The following is a 16,465-nucleotide window of genomic DNA, read 5'->3' as shown; positions in this document are numbered from 1 at the left end:
ATAGGACATTGCTCACTAACCTCAGTCAGGTCTGCCAATATCCTCATGTCGAAGAAGAGCGCAGACCTATATGGATGAAGTCAGACAGCGTCAATCAGAATAATGCACTTTTTTACCGGTTTTACGTGATTCCACAGCTTATCCACAAACCTTACACAGATTATCATGCCTAAAGTGATCCCTCACCTGCATTCGCTGGGCGATTATACCTTATATACGCGCTAAAATATCCTGCTTCTTCGCTTCAAAGTCATCTTCACTAATAACTTTCGCGTCTCGTAATCCGGCTAAACGCTCTAAAAGCTCAAAGATATCGGATTCTTTGGCATCCCCCTTAACGGGACTTGCTTGCTGTGATTCTTCGATATCATTTGGGGCCTGCTGCATTGTCCTTGGCATCTCAATCGATGAAGGCTCCGCTTTTACCTCAGCTTTGGGCACCACATTATCTACCCGTGGAAGACTATTTAGCGAGACGATTCCATACTGGCTGGAAAATGTGATAGATGCATCACCGCTCTGCTGTTGTCCAAAGCCACCAATATTATGGTCAAGCGTATCATACACACCAACGCTTCCATATGCATTTAGCGCCAAACGCCGCATATTCGGGAAATAGGCGTATTGCATGTCGTTCTGACTGCCCGTTGCAGAAGGCTGACCAAGCTCTTCGGGCCACCATGCACCGCCTTGCGTCATATAAAAGCTAAATCCATTCCCCTGACTTTGAGATTGAAAAGAATTGTTTTGTTGATGAGCCGGCGCTTTGCGAACTGGAACAGGTGCAAATGGCTGAGTATTCGCCAGCAAACCAGACAATTCGTAACAGACATTATCAACCTGCGCCTTAAGGCCATGATTGAACATGTCTCCCACCATGGTCATTCCGCCCTGCATCCATTGGCCAGAACCACCAAATTCAGGATGGCTAAATTGCGCCATTGTGCCTCCGCCATTTGCAACAGCATTCAACATGGTCGCAATAGCATCAAAGCTCACACCATAACGTTGAGCAATTTCGTTGACCGATTGCTCACCTTGGGGGGATAATTTTCTCATGGTCTAGGCTCCTCTCAGGTCGCCTTTATAAATCTATAAATCCATTATCCCACACTATAGTGACATTAGCGAGACGAAAACATGAACAGTTTCACGACTTGTACGCTGAACGCAATTTATTCAACACACAAAATCAAACGATAGCGGCGACCATCCAGCCTATCTCCAGAAGAAATAAAGTTAACACCTGAGACGCTTATAGAAACTATTCACTGTAAATTGTTCAAAGACTCCTGATTTTGCGCAGAAGTGAATAGAAGAATTCAGTTTTTTGGTAACCATATGCATATAAAGTCTCAGCAAATTCAATCTGGGGCTATGGCACGATCATTGCTTATTCCCGGTCAAATAATTGTACGCGGGATTTGCGAAATGACTTTGCGCCGAATGAAAACAGGTATCGTTGGATTAACAATGGCCTCTCTAGGTCTTGTCCTTCCTGCTATTGCGAACCCCGCCGCCCAATACACGGGTGAGTTTGAGCGCCCTTATGGCTTTAGTTATGGGCAAGAAAGCCAAAACTATGATGCCAGCTCACGAGACATAAATGGCAATCGCGTCATTATAGATGGCCGTATCGTTGTTGGAGATGATCTATCTTCTCTCTCCGTTGGTGGCGTCTACGGACACAATTTTCGTGGAGCGGGCGCGGGTTATGGAAGCTATCAAGGATTTGGGAATTCTACCGCTGTTGGAAACCAACTCAACGTCATCACAAACGGTAGCAACAATATTGTCGTCATCGACTCACACCAAACTAATTCTGGCGATCAAACTGTAATTCTAAATGGGGAGCTTGATCTGAATGACTAGCCCAATTCGCAAAAATGCTAAAAAATCAGTCGCTCTTCTAGCAAGCGCGCTCATGGTAACTGGTTGTGTATCTCCTGTTGCAACGAAATCAGGAAATTACACCAAACCAATCGGTGGCTCACCGGTCACAGCAAACCCAACACCTTATTCGACCAGCCTTGTATGTATGGGTGATTATGCTCACCAAGTTGGTCTAGGCCAGCCACGTATCGCTGTCGGTCGGATCCTTGATTATACTGGTAAAGAAGATTTTGAAGGTGGTCGCCGCGTCACGCAAGGTGCTTCCCTTATGGCCATTTCCGCTTTTGCGAAAGCTGGTGCACGCCTTGTTGAGCGTTTTGATACATCTGTCTCTGAGTTGGAATTAAAATATGCCAACAACAAGCTAATCGGCGATGCTGCAGATCAAGACTTTAGAAAAATCACTGCGGGATCAATCCCGGGATCTGACTTCTACCTTGTGGGTGGTATCACAGAGTTAAACTCCAACATTCGCTCCGTTGGAATTGATGGCTTTATCGGGGATCGCGACGTTGAAGACCCTAAAGGCAATGGCGGCGCAAAAATGTTCGTCATCAATGTCGGATTAGATCTACGTCTTGTCGAAACAGAATCTCTGGAAGTTGTCGACGTCATATCCTACCAGAAACAAATCATCGGCCGTGAAATTTCAGCCGGAATTTTCGATTTTGCCAACAATAACGTGTTTGACATCGGGCTTGGTGAGCGCGCGCAAGAGCCAATTCAATTGGCTGTCCGCTCAGTCATCGAACGTGCTGTCTTAGAAATGACAGCCAACTTATACGGTATCACAAGCCCTGATGTTTGTGGCGCGCTGGCAAACAACAATATTGGTGTTCCAACAACAAACTCGATCACCGGTAATTACGTGCAAGCGTATGAAAACCTTGCCACAAATAATGGTCAAACACGCGAAGAAGCATCTCGCTGGCACGATGATCGCGATAGAGACATTGAGAACGCCAAAAAAGTCACGCTTCGCGGCCGTAAAAACAATTAATAATTGGCGATAAACTTCGCCCGAACACTTCAGGGCGAAGCGCTTTATCAAATGCCTATCTAAAAGGTCTCAGACATGAAAAGAACAAACCTTGCAGCAAGTGTCGCACTAAGCGCCCTTTTGGTGAGCCTGTCTGGATCAGCTTTGGCACAATCAGATCCCGGCATTCTAAACAATCAAATTAATTTTGCTGACGTATTTGCAGATATGAATGTTGAGGAAGATGGTAACAATGTTAGCTCCACCGCATTGGCTTTGGGCAACGTAGCCTCGGGCATGGGAGATGGTGCCGTCAACGGACATGTTGAATCAACACAAACAATGTCTGGAGATTCAACTGCTTCTGCAACGCTAGAAAGCTTAAACACTCTTGGAACAGCTTCGGCAGAGGCCACGTCTTATGGTAACTCCACAACAGGTAGTCAATTCCAAGCAGACAGCATGAACCAGACCGTTGGCGCAAATCGTATTTCATCTTCAGCCAGTGTCAACGATATTTCAGCTACCACATTGAATACAAGCGCTACATCTGCAGCTAATATTCAGGATATCGGTTTTGATGGCCGTCTTGTTGCCGAAGGTGATTCTCCAACATTGCGCGCAAACGCGAACCAAACCTCTCAAGCAGATGTCGACGCAAGTGTGGATGCGACCGTATGTTGCTCAGTTGAAGACACAAATGCGAACACACTTGCTGTTAGCAATAGCTATCAATCTTCTTCCGTTTATTCAAACGTGTTTGGCAATATACGCCAAACTTCAACCGGCGACACAGTGACTGCCGAAACGAACTTAACACAAGCTGCAGGCAACAATGTTAATGCCAATTCCCAAGCCATGGGAAACAACATTGTGATGGACAATTCATGGGGTTATTCCCAACTCGATGGCAGCCAAAACAACTCGTCGACAATCACCTCAACCACAGAAGTGGTTTTAAATGATTGGAGCGGCGATGCAGCTATTTCCGCATATGGGGTGGGAAACTCCGCCTTGCAAACCAATATCGGTTCAGACTTAAATGCCTATTACTCACAAAACAATTCGGGAGATGTTATCTCTCTGTCTGATTTTGAAGGTGGTAATGGCGGCGCAGGAAACCTGACAAATTCCTCAACCGCGATCGGTAACGCTTATACCGGCTATGTATGTGCAACATGTCAAAGCGCTGTTCCTGGCGGTGCTCTCACACAAACTAATTCCGGCAATATCATTGCATCAGGGCAGACATGGACAAGTAACAATGGCAATGTTTATGGCTCGGCAGTAGCGATCGGTAACTCTGCCAATTATTCAACAAACAGTGTTGCAGGAAGCCATTAGACCAAGTTCTCAATATACATATAGAAACTTAGATCTAAACTAGGTTTCAAACCTCAAATCCCCTCTCCTTTATCAGAGCTGGGGATTTTTTATTGAGACAAAACCAACACTACAGTTTCAAAACGCGTAAACACACAAAAAATCCGGCAAGCGATGTACGCAAATTGCCGGATTTCTAAATTCTTCTAACTGTTTGTCTGCTTTGTTGAATTAATAAACGTTTTGACCAACGCCACCATCCAGCACAATCCGACCTGAACTAGAAATCGGCTTTTCAACCACCACTTCTTTCATAACAGTACGGTGGCTTGGAATACATGATGGTGATTTTGCCTGAAGTGTTTTCACGCCTGGTCCATAGCGACGAAGCAAAGACCGCTCATTACAATTACGTTGCGCAGCAGCTGGCGCACAACTCAATTGCCCACCAACAGAATGTGTTAAAGCTTCACCCTTTTTACAAGAAAAAGTACGTCCACCATCGAACATTGCATCACTATTGGCAAAAGAACCTACAGTTACCTGCATGGATGTTCCGGCCATACAGCGGAAAACTTCGCCTGTATAAGTAGGAGAAATAGCCTCTTCTCCAAAAACTTGAGACGCAGGGTGTGGTGCACCCTTATCATCAATACACACCGCTTGAACCGGTTGCGCCTGAATACTAACTTCAGCTGGCGCACAATATTCTTCAGTCACAGCAATTTCTTCTGTAACGGTCAGCAAACCACCTTCAACTTTTAGATTATTCAACACGCTGGACTCATATGGAGCGACAGTCGCACCATGTCCTTGATTGAAATAATAGATGCTTGATTGTTGGCTATGACCACCCTCAATATAAGTGGAATATCCGCGACCTGCATTGCCCGCACCAATCACGACGCTCGCTCCAGGCGCAACAACGCCCGGAACTTTCACAATTTGGCTTTCGGGAAGATCACAACAATTCGCATTCGAGCCGGCCGCAGGTGCCGTCCTGACAATTGGTGCATTGCCTGACTGAGCAAGCGCATTCCCGCCAACCAATAATCCGCCAATAGCACCAATGGCCAATGCAGCCCGCAAAGGAATGTGTCTTGTTGAAACGGTCATTATGCAACTCCTCGTATCTTCAACCCTTACATGCAATTTATACGCCCGATTTCATCCGTCAGGTGCATTGCATTTCTCCAATCAGTTGAAGGTGACCAATATTGACCCGAAAATAGCAAATATTCCGTTACAAAAACTGGCCCACTCTTTGCGATGTCGTTCTCAAACAGGCAATTGCCTACTAGTTTAAAGAGAATAAAGTTGATGATAGAGCTAAAAGCACATCCGAATACGCGAGCGATCATCGAAGCCTGGAAAAGATTGTCGCGGGGGGACAGTCATTTAATCGAGGGTCCAATGGCCCATGATTATCCAGACGTCGTTGGCCGCCTGTTCATAGTCCAGCGCACAGATGTCGAAGATTACTCTCTTCGCATGGTAGGTGCTGGCATCCAAGAATTGTTCGGACGCGAACTTGTTGAACACAATTTCTTATCATTGTGGAATGCCACGGACAAAATGGTTGTCAAAACGGCTGTGGAAACAGCGATTGAATGCGCCAGTCCATCACTTATCCGAGCAACAGCTCAAACGCTGGATGGTAAAAGTATCGAAATTGAAATCTCTTTTTCGCCCTTAGATACAGGCAATAAAGAACGTCCGCGCCTTTTGTGTCTCTATCAGACATTATCTGACGAAGCCGCTCTCAAAGGTCGTCCAATCTATCGGCATTTTATATCAAGCCTATATCCGCCGAAACCCAAAGACACAGGGCCGTCATTACGCATCGTGCAGTAGTTTCCGATATGATTCATTTAAAATGGGGCTTGTTTATACAAGTCCCATTTTTTATCTTCTACCTCAGCTTGAAAAGCCAATTCTAATTGAAAGAGATTTTCAGGAATAAAATTTAGGTTCTGGCAACACTTTATGAACCTTCAATACAATATGATATCAGGTGAATGAACCCGACCATGTTGGAAATTGAATGTCTGACCTATCTACAAAACGACTTTTAGTTCGGAATATTGGCGCAAAAGATCGCCGTAGATTCCGGCGTGTTATCCATGAAACGACCGCGCGTTGTCTCTGGAAAGATGGACATGAGTTCAATGCCAAAACAGTTGATCTCTGCGGTGGAGGCGTCTCTCTTAGAACTGACGAGCCCTGCAATCTCGGTGATCAAATCATCATTTATGTTGATCAACTTGGACGATTAGCCGGTACAGCAGCCCGAAAAACCGAAGAAGGTTTCGCAGTCAGCGTTAAGTTTGTTCCGCAAAAACTAGACAAATTCGTGGATCAACTCACTTGGATCGTTAATCAACGAAGCCTTGGCCTAGAAGATGACCGCTTATCACGTCGCCGCACATCGTCAGGCCAACTTATAGCAACCTATGAAAGCGGCATTGTCGCACAATGTAATGTCATCGATATTTCATTGCTTGGAGTTGCTCTTCGCACATCAGGTCCACGACCAGAAATCGGCTCTCGCGTTCAAATAGGCCGTAAAGCTGGCCGCTGCGCTCGATATGTCGAAAACGGATTTGCCGTCGAGTTTCTCAAATAACAACTGACGACCACAAACAGACTTTTATGGATAGAATCTCATAATGTATAATGCCACCAACCAACAAAAAGACGTCAATAATGGTGACCAAATCAAACGTGTTCAATGGCGTGTTCAGGTTGATGGCACAATATATGGCCCCTATCCCAGAGCTAGACTAATTGATTTTCTCCGAGAAGGCCGCGTCAACGCGCATACACTTCTTGCTTGCGGAGAAGATGATGTGTTCTTTCGGGCCGATGAACATCCCAATATTCGCTGGAATTTCTCAGGCAATACAGAAAACACTGCACGCATTGCCTCAGAAAACAAAGATGAAGACCAAGCACCAACAGTTTGTAATTACTTCATCAGCGGAAGAATTCTCACAAATTTACACCACTTCGAACAAGTCTTGAATGCAGCAGGTAAATTTGCGCGCGCAGGCAATGACATGTGGGTCTTACGATCAAACATCACCCTGCCCCAGCTGCGCAACAAACTTTCCGCCGTTATGGGCAAAGACGAACAATTTGTCATCGTCAACGCAACTAAAGGACGCCTCGCTTGGTTCAACCTTGGTGTAGAGCCAGACATTGCTGTTCGAAGCGTTTGGGATTCAGATCTGGACGATTAAGCACTTTAATCCTATCAGACTGTGAACCAGCGCTCATTCACAAGCGCTAAATAAATCGCTGACATGGTTGAAACCGATATCTTTTCGGCCCAAATCAAGCTCCTGTCACAATAAAAATCTCCTATGGACCAGTCTAATGCCCATAACCCTGCCCCGTTCACTCCCAGCTTTTTCCGTCCTTAATGATGAAGGCGTTATGGTGCTCGGGCTGGATACAGCGCACAAGCAGGACATTCGTCCCCTGAAAATTGGGTTGTTGAATCTTATGCCTAAAAAGATTCAAACAGAAAACCAGTTTGCGCGGCTTATCGGTGCCACGCCATTGCAGATAGACCTACACCTTATCCGCATGACAGAACATAAAACCAAAAACACTGCTGCAGAGCATATGGCAGAATTTTATCGTTCTTTTCAGGAAGTCCGAGATGAAAAATTTGATGGTCTGATCATCACTGGTGCGCCTGTCGAACAGATTGATTTTGAAGATGTGACCTATTGGGACGAGCTAAAGCAAGTTTTTGAATGGACGCAGACCAATGTGCACTCCACTTTTGGCGTATGCTGGGGCGGCATGGCGATGATCAATTATTTCCACAACGTCAAAAAGCATCTACTGTCAGAAAAATATTTTGGCTGCTATGCACAAAAAAACCTTCAGCAAGCATCACAATATTTGCGCGGGTTTACCGATGAATGTGTCATTCCTGTCAGCCGCTGGACTGAAGTCAGACAGGACGAAGTCGACGCGGCCAATCTTGTCACATTGCTAGGAAGTGATGAAACTGGACCATGTTTAATCGAAGACAAAAAGCATCGCGCATTATATATTTTCAATCATTTTGAATATGATAGCGGCACTCTAAAAGAAGAATATGATCGAGACAAAGCCAGTGGTGTTCCGGTCAATCTACCCTTTGATTATTACCCGAATAATGATCCAACCCAAACTCCACAAAATCGGTGGCGTTCTCACGCCCATCTTTTATATGGCAACTGGATAAGTGAGATTTATTTGACGACCCCATTTGATCAATCTCAAATTGGTCAATCATCTACGGATTTACGCATTCAACCTTAAACGCTGACCCAATCGAATGATACGCAAATATGCGTCGCATTCGATTAGTCACATATCTTCACTAAACCTTTGGCAAACCGCTGCGAATTTTCAACATAATGCGCCGCAGATGCTTTCAGCCCCTGTACCATTTCAGGTGTCACCTCTTTTACCACTTTCCCCGGCGCTCCCATCACAAGCGAATTATCGGGTATAACTTTCCCCTCGGGGATTAAAGCGTGTGCGCCGATGATACAGTTTTTACCTATCCGCGCATTGTTTAGGATGGTTGCCCCTATGCCAATCAGCGAATTTTCGCCAATGTCACACCCATGCAGCATCACCATATGCCCAACCGTTACATTTTTCCCAATGTTGAGCGGCGACCCAGCATCAGCATGCAAAACTGAGCCATCCTGAATATTTGAATTTTCGCCAATAACGATTGATTCCACATCACCTCTGATTACCGCATTGAACCACACATTTGAATTTGCTTTCAAATGCACATCGCCAATGACTTGCGCTGTATCTGCCACCCATACGCCATCTTCAGTGATAGGTGTTTTAGCATCCAGTTTATATATTGCCACTTTTATAGGCTCCCAATTCCTTAACACTTCACAACCACAACAGACACACCAATGTCATTATCAACATGGTAATGTTTATGTAGATTAATTGTAGTGTGATTCGAAATAGTGATTTGATTGTCTTTGACCTTCATCACTAAGATAGATCGAAACGGAGGACTGTTGAGTGCGCTTATTGTCGCCTCCCTGTCGAAGACCACCACCCGGTAGAATTTCTACATCCGGGGAATTCCTGCCTCCGCCGCTTTTTGCTGCAACAGCGCCAAATGGACGGCTCTCTTCAAAATTCAAAGTTTCTACCCCAGCCGTAGCGCCATTTGGCCCTACGGCTTTTTTCTGTCCGGCATTATCTAATTTTGCCAATTCCAAAGGAGAACATCATGGCTAAGCGATCCAATGTACGCCGTTTGCGCGCAGAGTTTGACGCAAATGAATATTTCGAGGATGCAGGACACAGCCCAGATATAGATCTATTGGAGCGAAAATGGGATCCAGCAAACGAGCAACCCAAACACCGAAAAAAGACCTCGCGTCATCACAATAATAATGAAGAACCAACGGGCCACACCCACGCAACACGCGAACAACGCTTTGTAAAAAACATAACACCGCGTTCTGAAGGCCAAGCCAAATTCATGGAAGCCATTGACCGAGACAATCTGGTAATGGCACTCGGTCCCGCAGGAACAGGTAAAACTTATCTTGCCATCGCAAAAGCCGTTGACGCCTTAAAAGCAGGCCGCGTTGGACGCATCGTCTTATGTCGCCCTGCTGTTGATGCGGGTGAAAATATCGGTTTCCTTCCCGGCGATATGGAAGATAAACTCGCCCCCTATCTTCGCCCATTATATGATGCACTTTCCGATCGTCTTCCGGCAAAGTCACTCAAATCCATGATGGCAGAAGGCCTCATTGAAATTGCCCCCGTTGCTTTCATGCGCGGACGCACACTCAACAACGCTTTTGTGGTAATCGATGAAGCCCAAAACTGTACATATATGCAAATCAAAATGCTGCTGACGCGTCTTGGTTGGAATTCATCAATGGTCGTTACTGGCGATCCTGCTCAATCAGACCTTTTACCAGAACTTTCAGGGCTTGGTCCCGCAGCTGAAAAACTGGAAAATATGGATGATATATCCGTGATCCGATTAGCGAAAGAAGATGTCGTTCGCCACCCTCTTGTCGCTCAGATGCTAACTGCACTTTAAACCTTTTTTCCCTTACCGGCGTTTCTATTTGAAGCGCCGGTAAGAAAGGTTTGCCAATTATAATTTAACAATGTCAAACATCATCTGAGCTGAATGCCATATCATCCCCGCTCTGATGCTGCGAATATAGCTGACCTGCGATAGCCGTGGATAAGTTTTTAAAACTTCTCAACACCCACAAATCACTGAGATTCGATATGTCTGTCAGCTTCTCGCCTTGCTTTTGCCAGCAACCCATTTTACCCGTTAAACAATAAGAATTTAACCATACCGCGCTGGATTTCCTGAAAATCCGGCCGCCGAAGTATTTAAGGTTCAACCAATGGCAATACGTTCAACGCTAATCGCAGCACTCATGATGAGTGTGTCTTCATGTGCATTCATCAACACAACGGGTAATATTCCCGCAACCAATGAAACACCCTCTTCAGTGGTTGAAGAAATTGCCTCGCCACTTCCTGGCGGCATTGAACTGGTTGAATCTTTCACGCCCGCCGAAGGTGAAATCGGCATTCCCTACACAAAATATCTCATGCCCAATGGCCTGACAATTGTCCTCCATGAAGACAAATCAGACCCGCTTATCCATACAGACATCACATACCATGTCGGATCTGGTCGCGAAGAAGCAGGTAAATCAGGGTTTGCTCACTTCTTTGAACACATGATGTTTCAAGGCTCCAACAATGTCGCCGATGAAGAGCATTTCAAAACCATCTCTGAAGCAGGTGGTACGCTGAATGGATCAACCAATTCAGACCGCACAAATTATTATGAGACTATCCCGTCCAACCAATTGGAAAAAATCCTTTGGTTAGAAGCCGACCGCATGGGTTTCTTTCTCGATGCTGTGACAGAAGAAAAATTTGAAAACCAACGTGAAACTGTCAAAAACGAACGCGGCCAAAATTACGACAACCGCCCCTACGGCCTACTAAGAGAACGTGTTGGTGAAGCTCTATATCCAGAAGGCCACCCTTATTCATGGTCGACAATCGGATACATCGAAGACCTAAACCGCGCCAATCTAAACGATTTGAAGAAATTCTTTTCCCGCTGGTATGGGCCAAATAATGCCACGCTAACAATCGGCGGCGATATAGACAAAACACAAACCCTCGAATGGATCGCTAAATATTTTGGGTCTATTCCACGTGGCCCAGAAGTCAAAGCTCCAGAATATATACCCGTCACACTCGATGCTGATCGTTATATTTCTATGGAAGATAAAGTGGCTCTGCCGCTTATCTATATGTCCATCCCTACAGTATATGCACGCCACCCTGACGAAGCACCATTGGATGTTTTAATGTCAATTATGGGTGAAGGCCGCACATCCCTTCTTTATAAAAACCTCGTCAAAGAAGGCCTAGCCGTACAAGCGAGTGCTGGCCATGGGTGTGCAGAACTTATGTGTAATTTCACACTATTGGCTCTGCCTAACCCAGCGTCGGGCAAATCCCTCTCAGACATGGATAAAATTCTGCGCGATTCGATCAAAGAATTTGAAACACGCGGCGTGGAAGATGATGACCTTGAACGCGTCAAAGCCGGCATCGTATCTGGTATGATATACGGACTAGAAAGCGTTTCAGGTAAGGTCTCTCAACTTGCCTTCTACGAAACCTTCACAGGCAGCCCCAATTACACATCCAAAGATATTGAACGTTATTCCAATGTTACAAAAGAAGATGTAATGCGCGTTTACAATCAATACATCAAAGACAAACCCGCTGTTGTCATGTCCATCGTCCCAGAAGGACAGCCAGATGCGATTGCTGCCCCTGATACATGGACAATGTATGAGCGCACCATCCCCGAAGAAGACAACACCGAAGAATTGGAAGTGCGCTACGCCACCGATGATTTTGACAGATCTATCAAACCTGCTGCAGCTGATTTCAACCCAACTGTAAAACTTCCAGACATGTGGACTTCCAATCTGGAAAATGGCGTAGACATACTTGGTGCCATCAACACAGAAACACCAACGACAGCGCTTCAAATCCGTATTGAAGCAGGTGAGCGCCAACAAACGCTCGACAATTTAGGTATCGCCTCACTGACAGCCAACATGTTGAGTGAAGCAACCGAAATGTCGACCAATGAGGAATTATCCAATCGCTTGGCAAAGCTAGGCTCCAGCATCGGCATTTCTTCTGGAGCACGCTTTACAACAATCACTGTGCACTCGCTCACAGAAAATATCGATGAGACAATGGCAATTGTAAAAGAGCGATTGCTACATCCTAAATTTGATGAGGCAGACTTCAAACGCATCAAAGAGCAAACGCTTCAAGGCATTGAGCAACGCAAAACGCAGGCATCCGCCATCGCCAGCGGCATTTTCACATTGCTCACATACGGACAAGACACACCATCAGCTCACCCAAGTCTGGGGACGAAAGAAACAGTCTCTGCAATTACGTTGGAAGATGCCAAAAATTTCTACGCTGATCATTACACAGCCGGCGCAGCGTCTATCATCGCTGTTAGCGACCTATCCCAAGACGAATTAACATCCACTTTGGGCGCACTTTCTGATTGGACAGGCGACAATAATATCACGCCGCCTTCCTTCAACTATCCCACATTGGAAGCAGGCACACTCTATCTCATTGATAAAGAAGGCGCGGCGCAATCTGAAATCCGCATAGGTAAGCGCGCGCTAAAATATGATGCCACAGGAGAATATTTCAAATCTGGCATTATGAATTATCCATTGGGTGGCGCATTTAACAGCCGGATCAATATAAACCTGCGCGAAGACAAGGGGTATACATATGGTGCTCGCTCTCGCTTCAGCGGCAGCGACGTCAAAGGACTGTTCACGGCATCTGCAGGCGTTCGCACAGATGCGACAGCAGATTCCATCGTGCAATTCGTCAATGAAATTACAGGCTATTATGAAAACGGCATCACAGAAGAAGAATTGGCGTTTACAAAATCAGCCATCGGGCAAAGCGATGCGCTAGATTACGAAACACCATTCGACAAGCTCGGCTTCCTCTCGCAGATCGTCACTTATGATCTTCCTGAAGGCTTCACAGATGAGCAAAGCGAAATCTTGCAAAACCTGACCAAAGAAGAAGTCGATGCATTGGCGAAGAAACACCTAAATCTTGATGATATGATCATGGTGGTTGTAGGCGACAAAGCCGTCATCGAAGATGATCTCAAAGCGCTTGGATACCCCATTGTCGAGCTTGATTATGATGGTTTGCCAATCCCAGCGCCACAGCGCCCAAAACTCGATTAGTTGATATCATCATTAAGTCACACGAAAAAAGGCGGCCCGATATGGAGCCGCCTTTTTATCTACAAGCCGTTTAAATCAGACGTTTAAACGTCTTCCGGCAAGATTGTCATGTTCAACTGATAAGCAATCTCGCCTTCATCTTCGTCTTTATAAATAACCGCGATAAACTCATCACCAAGATAGGCTTCAACTGAATCAGGAGTTTTAGGACGCGCTTTTAGATTGATCGCCGGGTTCAGCGTTTTTTGAAGATACGCTTCTACTTTTTTGGATTCTTCCGGACTCATGTCCTTCTCCCTTTTAAAAATGGTGTGCAGCTCTCAACCACACGAAAACAGGGCCGCACCCTAATGCGCCAAGCCCCTCATGCCTAGTTCAACAAGGCATGTTTCTGACGTTTTGACAGATATTCACAAACTTCTTCGAAATACCAAGCCTTGATAGCCCTATTCCTTAGGCGCAATCAAATGATCCATCGCTTTGGCAGGTTCATCACAATCAATGCATGCGATAACCTTCGCCGGCACACCCGCAACGGTACATCCGCACTGCACATCTTCCAACACAACAGATGAAGCCCCAATGCGCGCATAGTCACCAATTTTGATATTTCCCAATATCTTGGCATCCGCACCGATCAACACACCTTTACCCACTTTAGGGTGACGGTCTGTAAATTCTTTGCCGGTTCCGCCCAGATTAACGCCGTGCATAAAGGAACAATCATCCCCAACCACAGCCGTCTCACCAATCACAACACCAGTAGCATGGTCCATCATGATCCCACAGCCCATTTTAGCCGCTGGGTGAATATCTACGCCATATAATTCACTCGTGCGGGACTGCATGAAAAACGCCAATACATCACGGTCTTGATGCCAAAGCCAATGCGCTACACGATGCGTTTGCAGACCAAGAAAGCCTTTGAAAAACAAAAATGGCTGCAAGAGTGTTCGACAAGCCGGATCACGATCACTAACAGCCTGCAAGTCGCGCTCAACGCACCTCAAAATACTCTTATCTTCAATAAAAGCCTGCTTACACACTTCGCGGATCTGAAGCGCATTCATATCTGGGCCACCCGCTTTTTGTGCTAATTGATAGCACAATGCCTGCGCCAAGCTTTCATGACTCAAAACAGCAGCATTAAAAAAACCGGCCAAGGCTGGTTCACGGCGCGCAGCTTCTTCAGCTTCATACCGCAATCTCTGCCAAACAGGTACTTCTTTGCCTTTAAGAGACACGCTGGAATTTAATCCCACGCTATTGCCCGCCACTTTGGCCATCTCTCTCTCCTTAAGATACCAACACATAAGTGTTGTAGGGATTCCTTAGCCTATACTTGGCCTGCTTCAAATGCTTTAGCGACTTCCACCGGAAGTTTGCCTGCTCTCCATAGATGATCAGCCTTGAGCAAGATCGCAAGGGAGAAAGCATCAGAAATTTCACCATTCACAACCATTTGAACGGCTTGTCCGACTGGCATCTTCCATATTTTCAATTGCTCAACATCATCTGCGGCATGTTCGTTACACTTTGACAGCCCCCATGCAATATAGGCAAACGCTCTTTCATCACTGACAGAATTAGACAAATGGACATTAGAGAACAAAGGCAACCAATTATTCGCTTTCAATTGTACTTCTTCAGACAATTCTCGCTTAGCTGAAAGAATGGGGTCTTCATCTACCGGACATCCCCCTTCTGGAAGCTCCCAAGAATATTGCCCCACTGAAAATCGGTATTGGCCAACCAGATACGTCATTCCGTCAGCATCCAAAGGCAAAACCCCTACCGCCAAATTCTTGAACACAACCACACCATATGTTGCAGGAACACCAGTCGGTGCGACCGCTTCATATTCAGCAACACGTATCCAAGGCGTGTCATATTTTGTCTGTGAAGAATTAATCCGCCATCCCGCATCTGAACTCGGATTGAATGGTCGTTTGGTCAATTTTGATAATTTAGAAGACATAAAATTGCTTTTTGTAGACAAAGAAAACGCAGATTGATCGTCACAGCACACATAATCTATAGGCTTGTTCTAGCGCTGTTATGTACTACCTATAAAGACACTATGCGCTTGTCCAATACTAAGGACGGTTGTGATTTTTATTTTAGGATTTCTTTATGTCCAAGCCCGTTTCTATCCCCGACACCCCCACCCCAAATGAAAAGCTGCCAGCGACTATACCTAGCGAAGACGCATTATCTTTTTTAGCACAGCGTCGTTCGACACCTATAAAATGCCTGTCTAGTCCCGGCCCATCTCTTCAGGACGTCAAAGCACTCCTCAAAATTGCATCTCGCGTACCCGACCACCGCAAACTTGAACCTTGGCGCTTTATTATCATTGAGGGCGATGCCCGTGTGCAATTGGGAGAAGAGCTAGCGCGCATAAAGCAAGATGAATGTCCTGATATCAGTGACGCCGACCTGACAATGGAAAAAGAGCGATTTCTAAGAACACCTATTTGCGTCGCCGTCATCTCCAGTCCGGACGTGAATCATAAAACGCCGGTTTGGGAACAGGAATTATCAGCCGGTGCCCTATGCATGAACCTGCTATTGGCAGCAAATGCTGCTGACTGGGCTGGAGCTTGGTTAACAGAATGGTGCGCATTTTCAGAAGCCTTCAACAAAGTCTTGAACATGTCGGCAGATGAAAAAATCGCAGGCTATATATATCTCGGTACGGCAATACAGCAGCCGCCAGAGCGTCCAAGACCTGATTTAGAATCAAAAATCACTTATTGGACAGTTAATTAATCAATGTGGATAGAATCCTCGTGTATTAACTTTTGATCTATAACGCAATTTGAGGCGTAATCATCCTGAAATGCGTACAAAATGCGAGCATAGCAGTCATTTTGACGCCTCAAAACTGAGCAAAGCAGCATATTTT

At 45.7% G+C, this 16,465-nt stretch carries 17 protein-coding genes; 10 read left to right on the top strand and 7 right to left on the bottom strand.

The window, feature by feature from the left end:
- Positions 1–210: 210 nt before the first annotated feature.
- On the bottom strand, positions 211–1,059 hold the full coding sequence (locus HBAL_RS03270) for an SHOCT domain-containing protein (protein ID WP_015826504.1): 849 nt from the start codon (positions 1,057–1,059) through the stop codon (positions 211–213).
- Between the two features lie 282 nt (positions 1,060–1,341).
- On the opposite strand from HBAL_RS03270, the gene hfaA reads away from it, so the two are divergent.
- From hfaA to hfaD, 3 genes are all read left to right on the top strand, one after another.
- Entirely contained in the window at positions 1,342–1,872 is a 531-nt protein-coding gene (gene hfaA, locus HBAL_RS03265; protein WP_233356731.1) for a holdfast anchoring protein HfaA, read from the top strand.
- Positions 1,865–2,893, top strand: a complete 1,029-nt coding sequence (hfaB, locus tag HBAL_RS03260) for a holdfast anchoring protein HfaB (RefSeq protein WP_015826502.1) — start codon at positions 1,865–1,867, stop codon at positions 2,891–2,893. The genes hfaA and hfaB overlap by 8 nt, the downstream gene beginning before the upstream one ends.
- Before the next feature lie 75 nt (positions 2,894–2,968).
- On the top strand, positions 2,969–4,216 hold the full coding sequence (gene hfaD, locus HBAL_RS03255) for a holdfast anchor protein HfaD (protein ID WP_015826501.1): 1,248 nt from the start codon (positions 2,969–2,971) through the stop codon (positions 4,214–4,216).
- 210 nt (positions 4,217–4,426) lie between these two features.
- On the opposite strand, the gene HBAL_RS03250 is transcribed toward hfaD, so the two are convergent.
- On the bottom strand, positions 4,427–5,311 hold the full coding sequence (locus HBAL_RS03250; protein ID WP_015826500.1) for a hypothetical protein: 885 nt from the start codon (positions 5,309–5,311) through the stop codon (positions 4,427–4,429).
- A gap of 153 nt (positions 5,312–5,464) precedes the next feature.
- Here HBAL_RS03250 and HBAL_RS03245 point away from each other — a divergent pair, with 153 nt between their 5' ends.
- The 4 genes from HBAL_RS03245 to HBAL_RS03230 all read left to right on the top strand — a co-directional run bounded on the left by HBAL_RS03245 (position 5,465) and on the right by HBAL_RS03230 (position 8,515).
- Entirely contained in the window at positions 5,465–6,049 is a 585-nt protein-coding gene (locus HBAL_RS03245; protein ID WP_324603387.1) for a PAS domain-containing protein, read from the top strand.
- Between the two features lie 190 nt (positions 6,050–6,239).
- Positions 6,240–6,821: a PilZ domain-containing protein gene (locus tag HBAL_RS03240; protein ID WP_015826498.1), complete on the top strand. Its 582-nt coding sequence runs from the start codon at positions 6,240–6,242 to the stop codon at positions 6,819–6,821.
- Between the two features lie 43 nt (positions 6,822–6,864).
- On the top strand, positions 6,865–7,437 hold the full coding sequence (locus tag HBAL_RS03235) for a hypothetical protein (protein WP_015826497.1): 573 nt from the start codon (positions 6,865–6,867) through the stop codon (positions 7,435–7,437).
- Between the two features lie 136 nt (positions 7,438–7,573).
- A complete protein-coding gene (locus tag HBAL_RS03230; RefSeq protein ID WP_015826496.1) occupies positions 7,574–8,515 on the top strand; it encodes a homoserine O-succinyltransferase in 942 nt (313 codons plus the stop codon).
- Between the two features lie 44 nt (positions 8,516–8,559).
- Here HBAL_RS03230 and HBAL_RS03225 read toward each other — a convergent pair whose 3' ends face one another.
- Together HBAL_RS03225 and HBAL_RS03220 are read right to left on the bottom strand one after the other, a co-directional pair.
- Positions 8,560–9,087, bottom strand: a complete 528-nt coding sequence (locus HBAL_RS03225; protein ID WP_015826495.1) for a gamma carbonic anhydrase family protein — start codon at positions 9,085–9,087, stop codon at positions 8,560–8,562.
- Positions 9,088–9,171: 84 nt separating this feature from the next.
- Complete coding sequence (locus HBAL_RS03220; RefSeq protein WP_015826494.1) at positions 9,172–9,456, bottom strand: hypothetical protein; 285 nt, start codon at positions 9,454–9,456, stop codon at positions 9,172–9,174.
- A gap of 11 nt (positions 9,457–9,467) precedes the next feature.
- Between HBAL_RS03220 and HBAL_RS03215 the strand changes: the two genes are divergently transcribed.
- Together HBAL_RS03215 and HBAL_RS03210 are read left to right on the top strand one after the other, a co-directional pair.
- Positions 9,468–10,298, top strand: coding sequence for a PhoH family protein (locus tag HBAL_RS03215; RefSeq protein ID WP_015826493.1), 831 nt, complete (start codon positions 9,468–9,470; stop codon positions 10,296–10,298).
- A 322-nt stretch (positions 10,299–10,620) separates the two neighbouring features.
- Entirely contained in the window at positions 10,621–13,557 is a 2,937-nt protein-coding gene (locus HBAL_RS03210) for a M16 family metallopeptidase (protein ID WP_015826492.1), read from the top strand.
- Positions 13,558–13,640: 83 nt separating this feature from the next.
- Here the strand turns inward: HBAL_RS03210 and HBAL_RS03205 are convergent, their stop codons facing one another.
- From HBAL_RS03205 to HBAL_RS03195, 3 genes are all read right to left on the bottom strand, one after another.
- Positions 13,641–13,844 carry a DUF3126 family protein gene (locus HBAL_RS03205; RefSeq protein WP_015826491.1) on the bottom strand — a complete coding sequence of 68 codons (204 nt, stop codon included), beginning with the start codon at positions 13,842–13,844 and terminating at the stop codon, positions 13,641–13,643.
- Between the two features lie 159 nt (positions 13,845–14,003).
- Positions 14,004–14,843, bottom strand: a complete 840-nt coding sequence (cysE, locus tag HBAL_RS03200; protein ID WP_015826490.1) for a serine O-acetyltransferase — start codon at positions 14,841–14,843, stop codon at positions 14,004–14,006.
- A 50-nt stretch (positions 14,844–14,893) separates the two neighbouring features.
- Positions 14,894–15,535: an NUDIX domain-containing protein gene (locus HBAL_RS03195; RefSeq protein WP_015826489.1), complete on the bottom strand. Its 642-nt coding sequence runs from the start codon at positions 15,533–15,535 to the stop codon at positions 14,894–14,896.
- A 155-nt stretch (positions 15,536–15,690) separates the two neighbouring features.
- Here HBAL_RS03195 and HBAL_RS03190 point away from each other — a divergent pair, with 155 nt between their 5' ends.
- Positions 15,691–16,329 (top strand): nitroreductase family protein, encoded by a 639-nt coding sequence (locus HBAL_RS03190; protein ID WP_015826488.1) that lies wholly within the window; start codon positions 15,691–15,693, stop codon positions 16,327–16,329.
- Positions 16,330–16,465 lie beyond the last annotated feature (136 nt).

Origin of the sequence: Hirschia baltica ATCC 49814 (assembly GCF_000023785.1) — a bacterium.
Taxonomy (GTDB): Bacteria; Pseudomonadota; Alphaproteobacteria; order Caulobacterales; family Hyphomonadaceae; genus Hirschia; species Hirschia baltica.
This window is presented reverse-complemented; position numbering and strand designations above follow the sequence as displayed.

What these genes read in the sequence shown, in the direction of transcription:
- HBAL_RS03270 (WP_015826504.1), bottom strand. Translation starts at nt 1,059, where the DNA reads ATGAGAAAATTATCCCCCCAAGGTGAGCAATCGGTCAACGAAATTGCT.
- hfaA (WP_233356731.1), top strand. Translation starts at nt 1,342, where the DNA reads ATGCATATAAAGTCTCAGCAAATTCAATCTGGGGCTATGGCACGATCA.
- hfaB (WP_015826502.1), top strand. Translation starts at nt 1,865, where the DNA reads ATGACTAGCCCAATTCGCAAAAATGCTAAAAAATCAGTCGCTCTTCTA.
- hfaD (WP_015826501.1), top strand. Translation starts at nt 2,969, where the DNA reads ATGAAAAGAACAAACCTTGCAGCAAGTGTCGCACTAAGCGCCCTTTTG.
- HBAL_RS03250 (WP_015826500.1), bottom strand. Translation starts at nt 5,311, where the DNA reads ATGACCGTTTCAACAAGACACATTCCTTTGCGGGCTGCATTGGCCATT.
- HBAL_RS03245 (WP_324603387.1), top strand. Translation starts at nt 5,465, where the DNA reads ATGTCGTTCTCAAACAGGCAATTGCCTACTAGTTTAAAGAGAATAAAG.
- HBAL_RS03240 (WP_015826498.1), top strand. Translation starts at nt 6,240, where the DNA reads ATGTCTGACCTATCTACAAAACGACTTTTAGTTCGGAATATTGGCGCA.
- HBAL_RS03235 (WP_015826497.1), top strand. Translation starts at nt 6,865, where the DNA reads ATGTATAATGCCACCAACCAACAAAAAGACGTCAATAATGGTGACCAA.
- HBAL_RS03230 (WP_015826496.1), top strand. Translation starts at nt 7,574, where the DNA reads ATGCCCATAACCCTGCCCCGTTCACTCCCAGCTTTTTCCGTCCTTAAT.
- HBAL_RS03215 (WP_015826493.1), top strand. Translation starts at nt 9,468, where the DNA reads ATGGCTAAGCGATCCAATGTACGCCGTTTGCGCGCAGAGTTTGACGCA.
- HBAL_RS03210 (WP_015826492.1), top strand. Translation starts at nt 10,621, where the DNA reads ATGGCAATACGTTCAACGCTAATCGCAGCACTCATGATGAGTGTGTCT.
- HBAL_RS03205 (WP_015826491.1), bottom strand. Translation starts at nt 13,844, where the DNA reads ATGAGTCCGGAAGAATCCAAAAAAGTAGAAGCGTATCTTCAAAAAACG.
- cysE (WP_015826490.1), bottom strand. Translation starts at nt 14,843, where the DNA reads ATGGCCAAAGTGGCGGGCAATAGCGTGGGATTAAATTCCAGCGTGTCT.
- HBAL_RS03195 (WP_015826489.1), bottom strand. Translation starts at nt 15,535, where the DNA reads ATGTCTTCTAAATTATCAAAATTGACCAAACGACCATTCAATCCGAGT.
- HBAL_RS03190 (WP_015826488.1), top strand. Translation starts at nt 15,691, where the DNA reads ATGTCCAAGCCCGTTTCTATCCCCGACACCCCCACCCCAAATGAAAAG.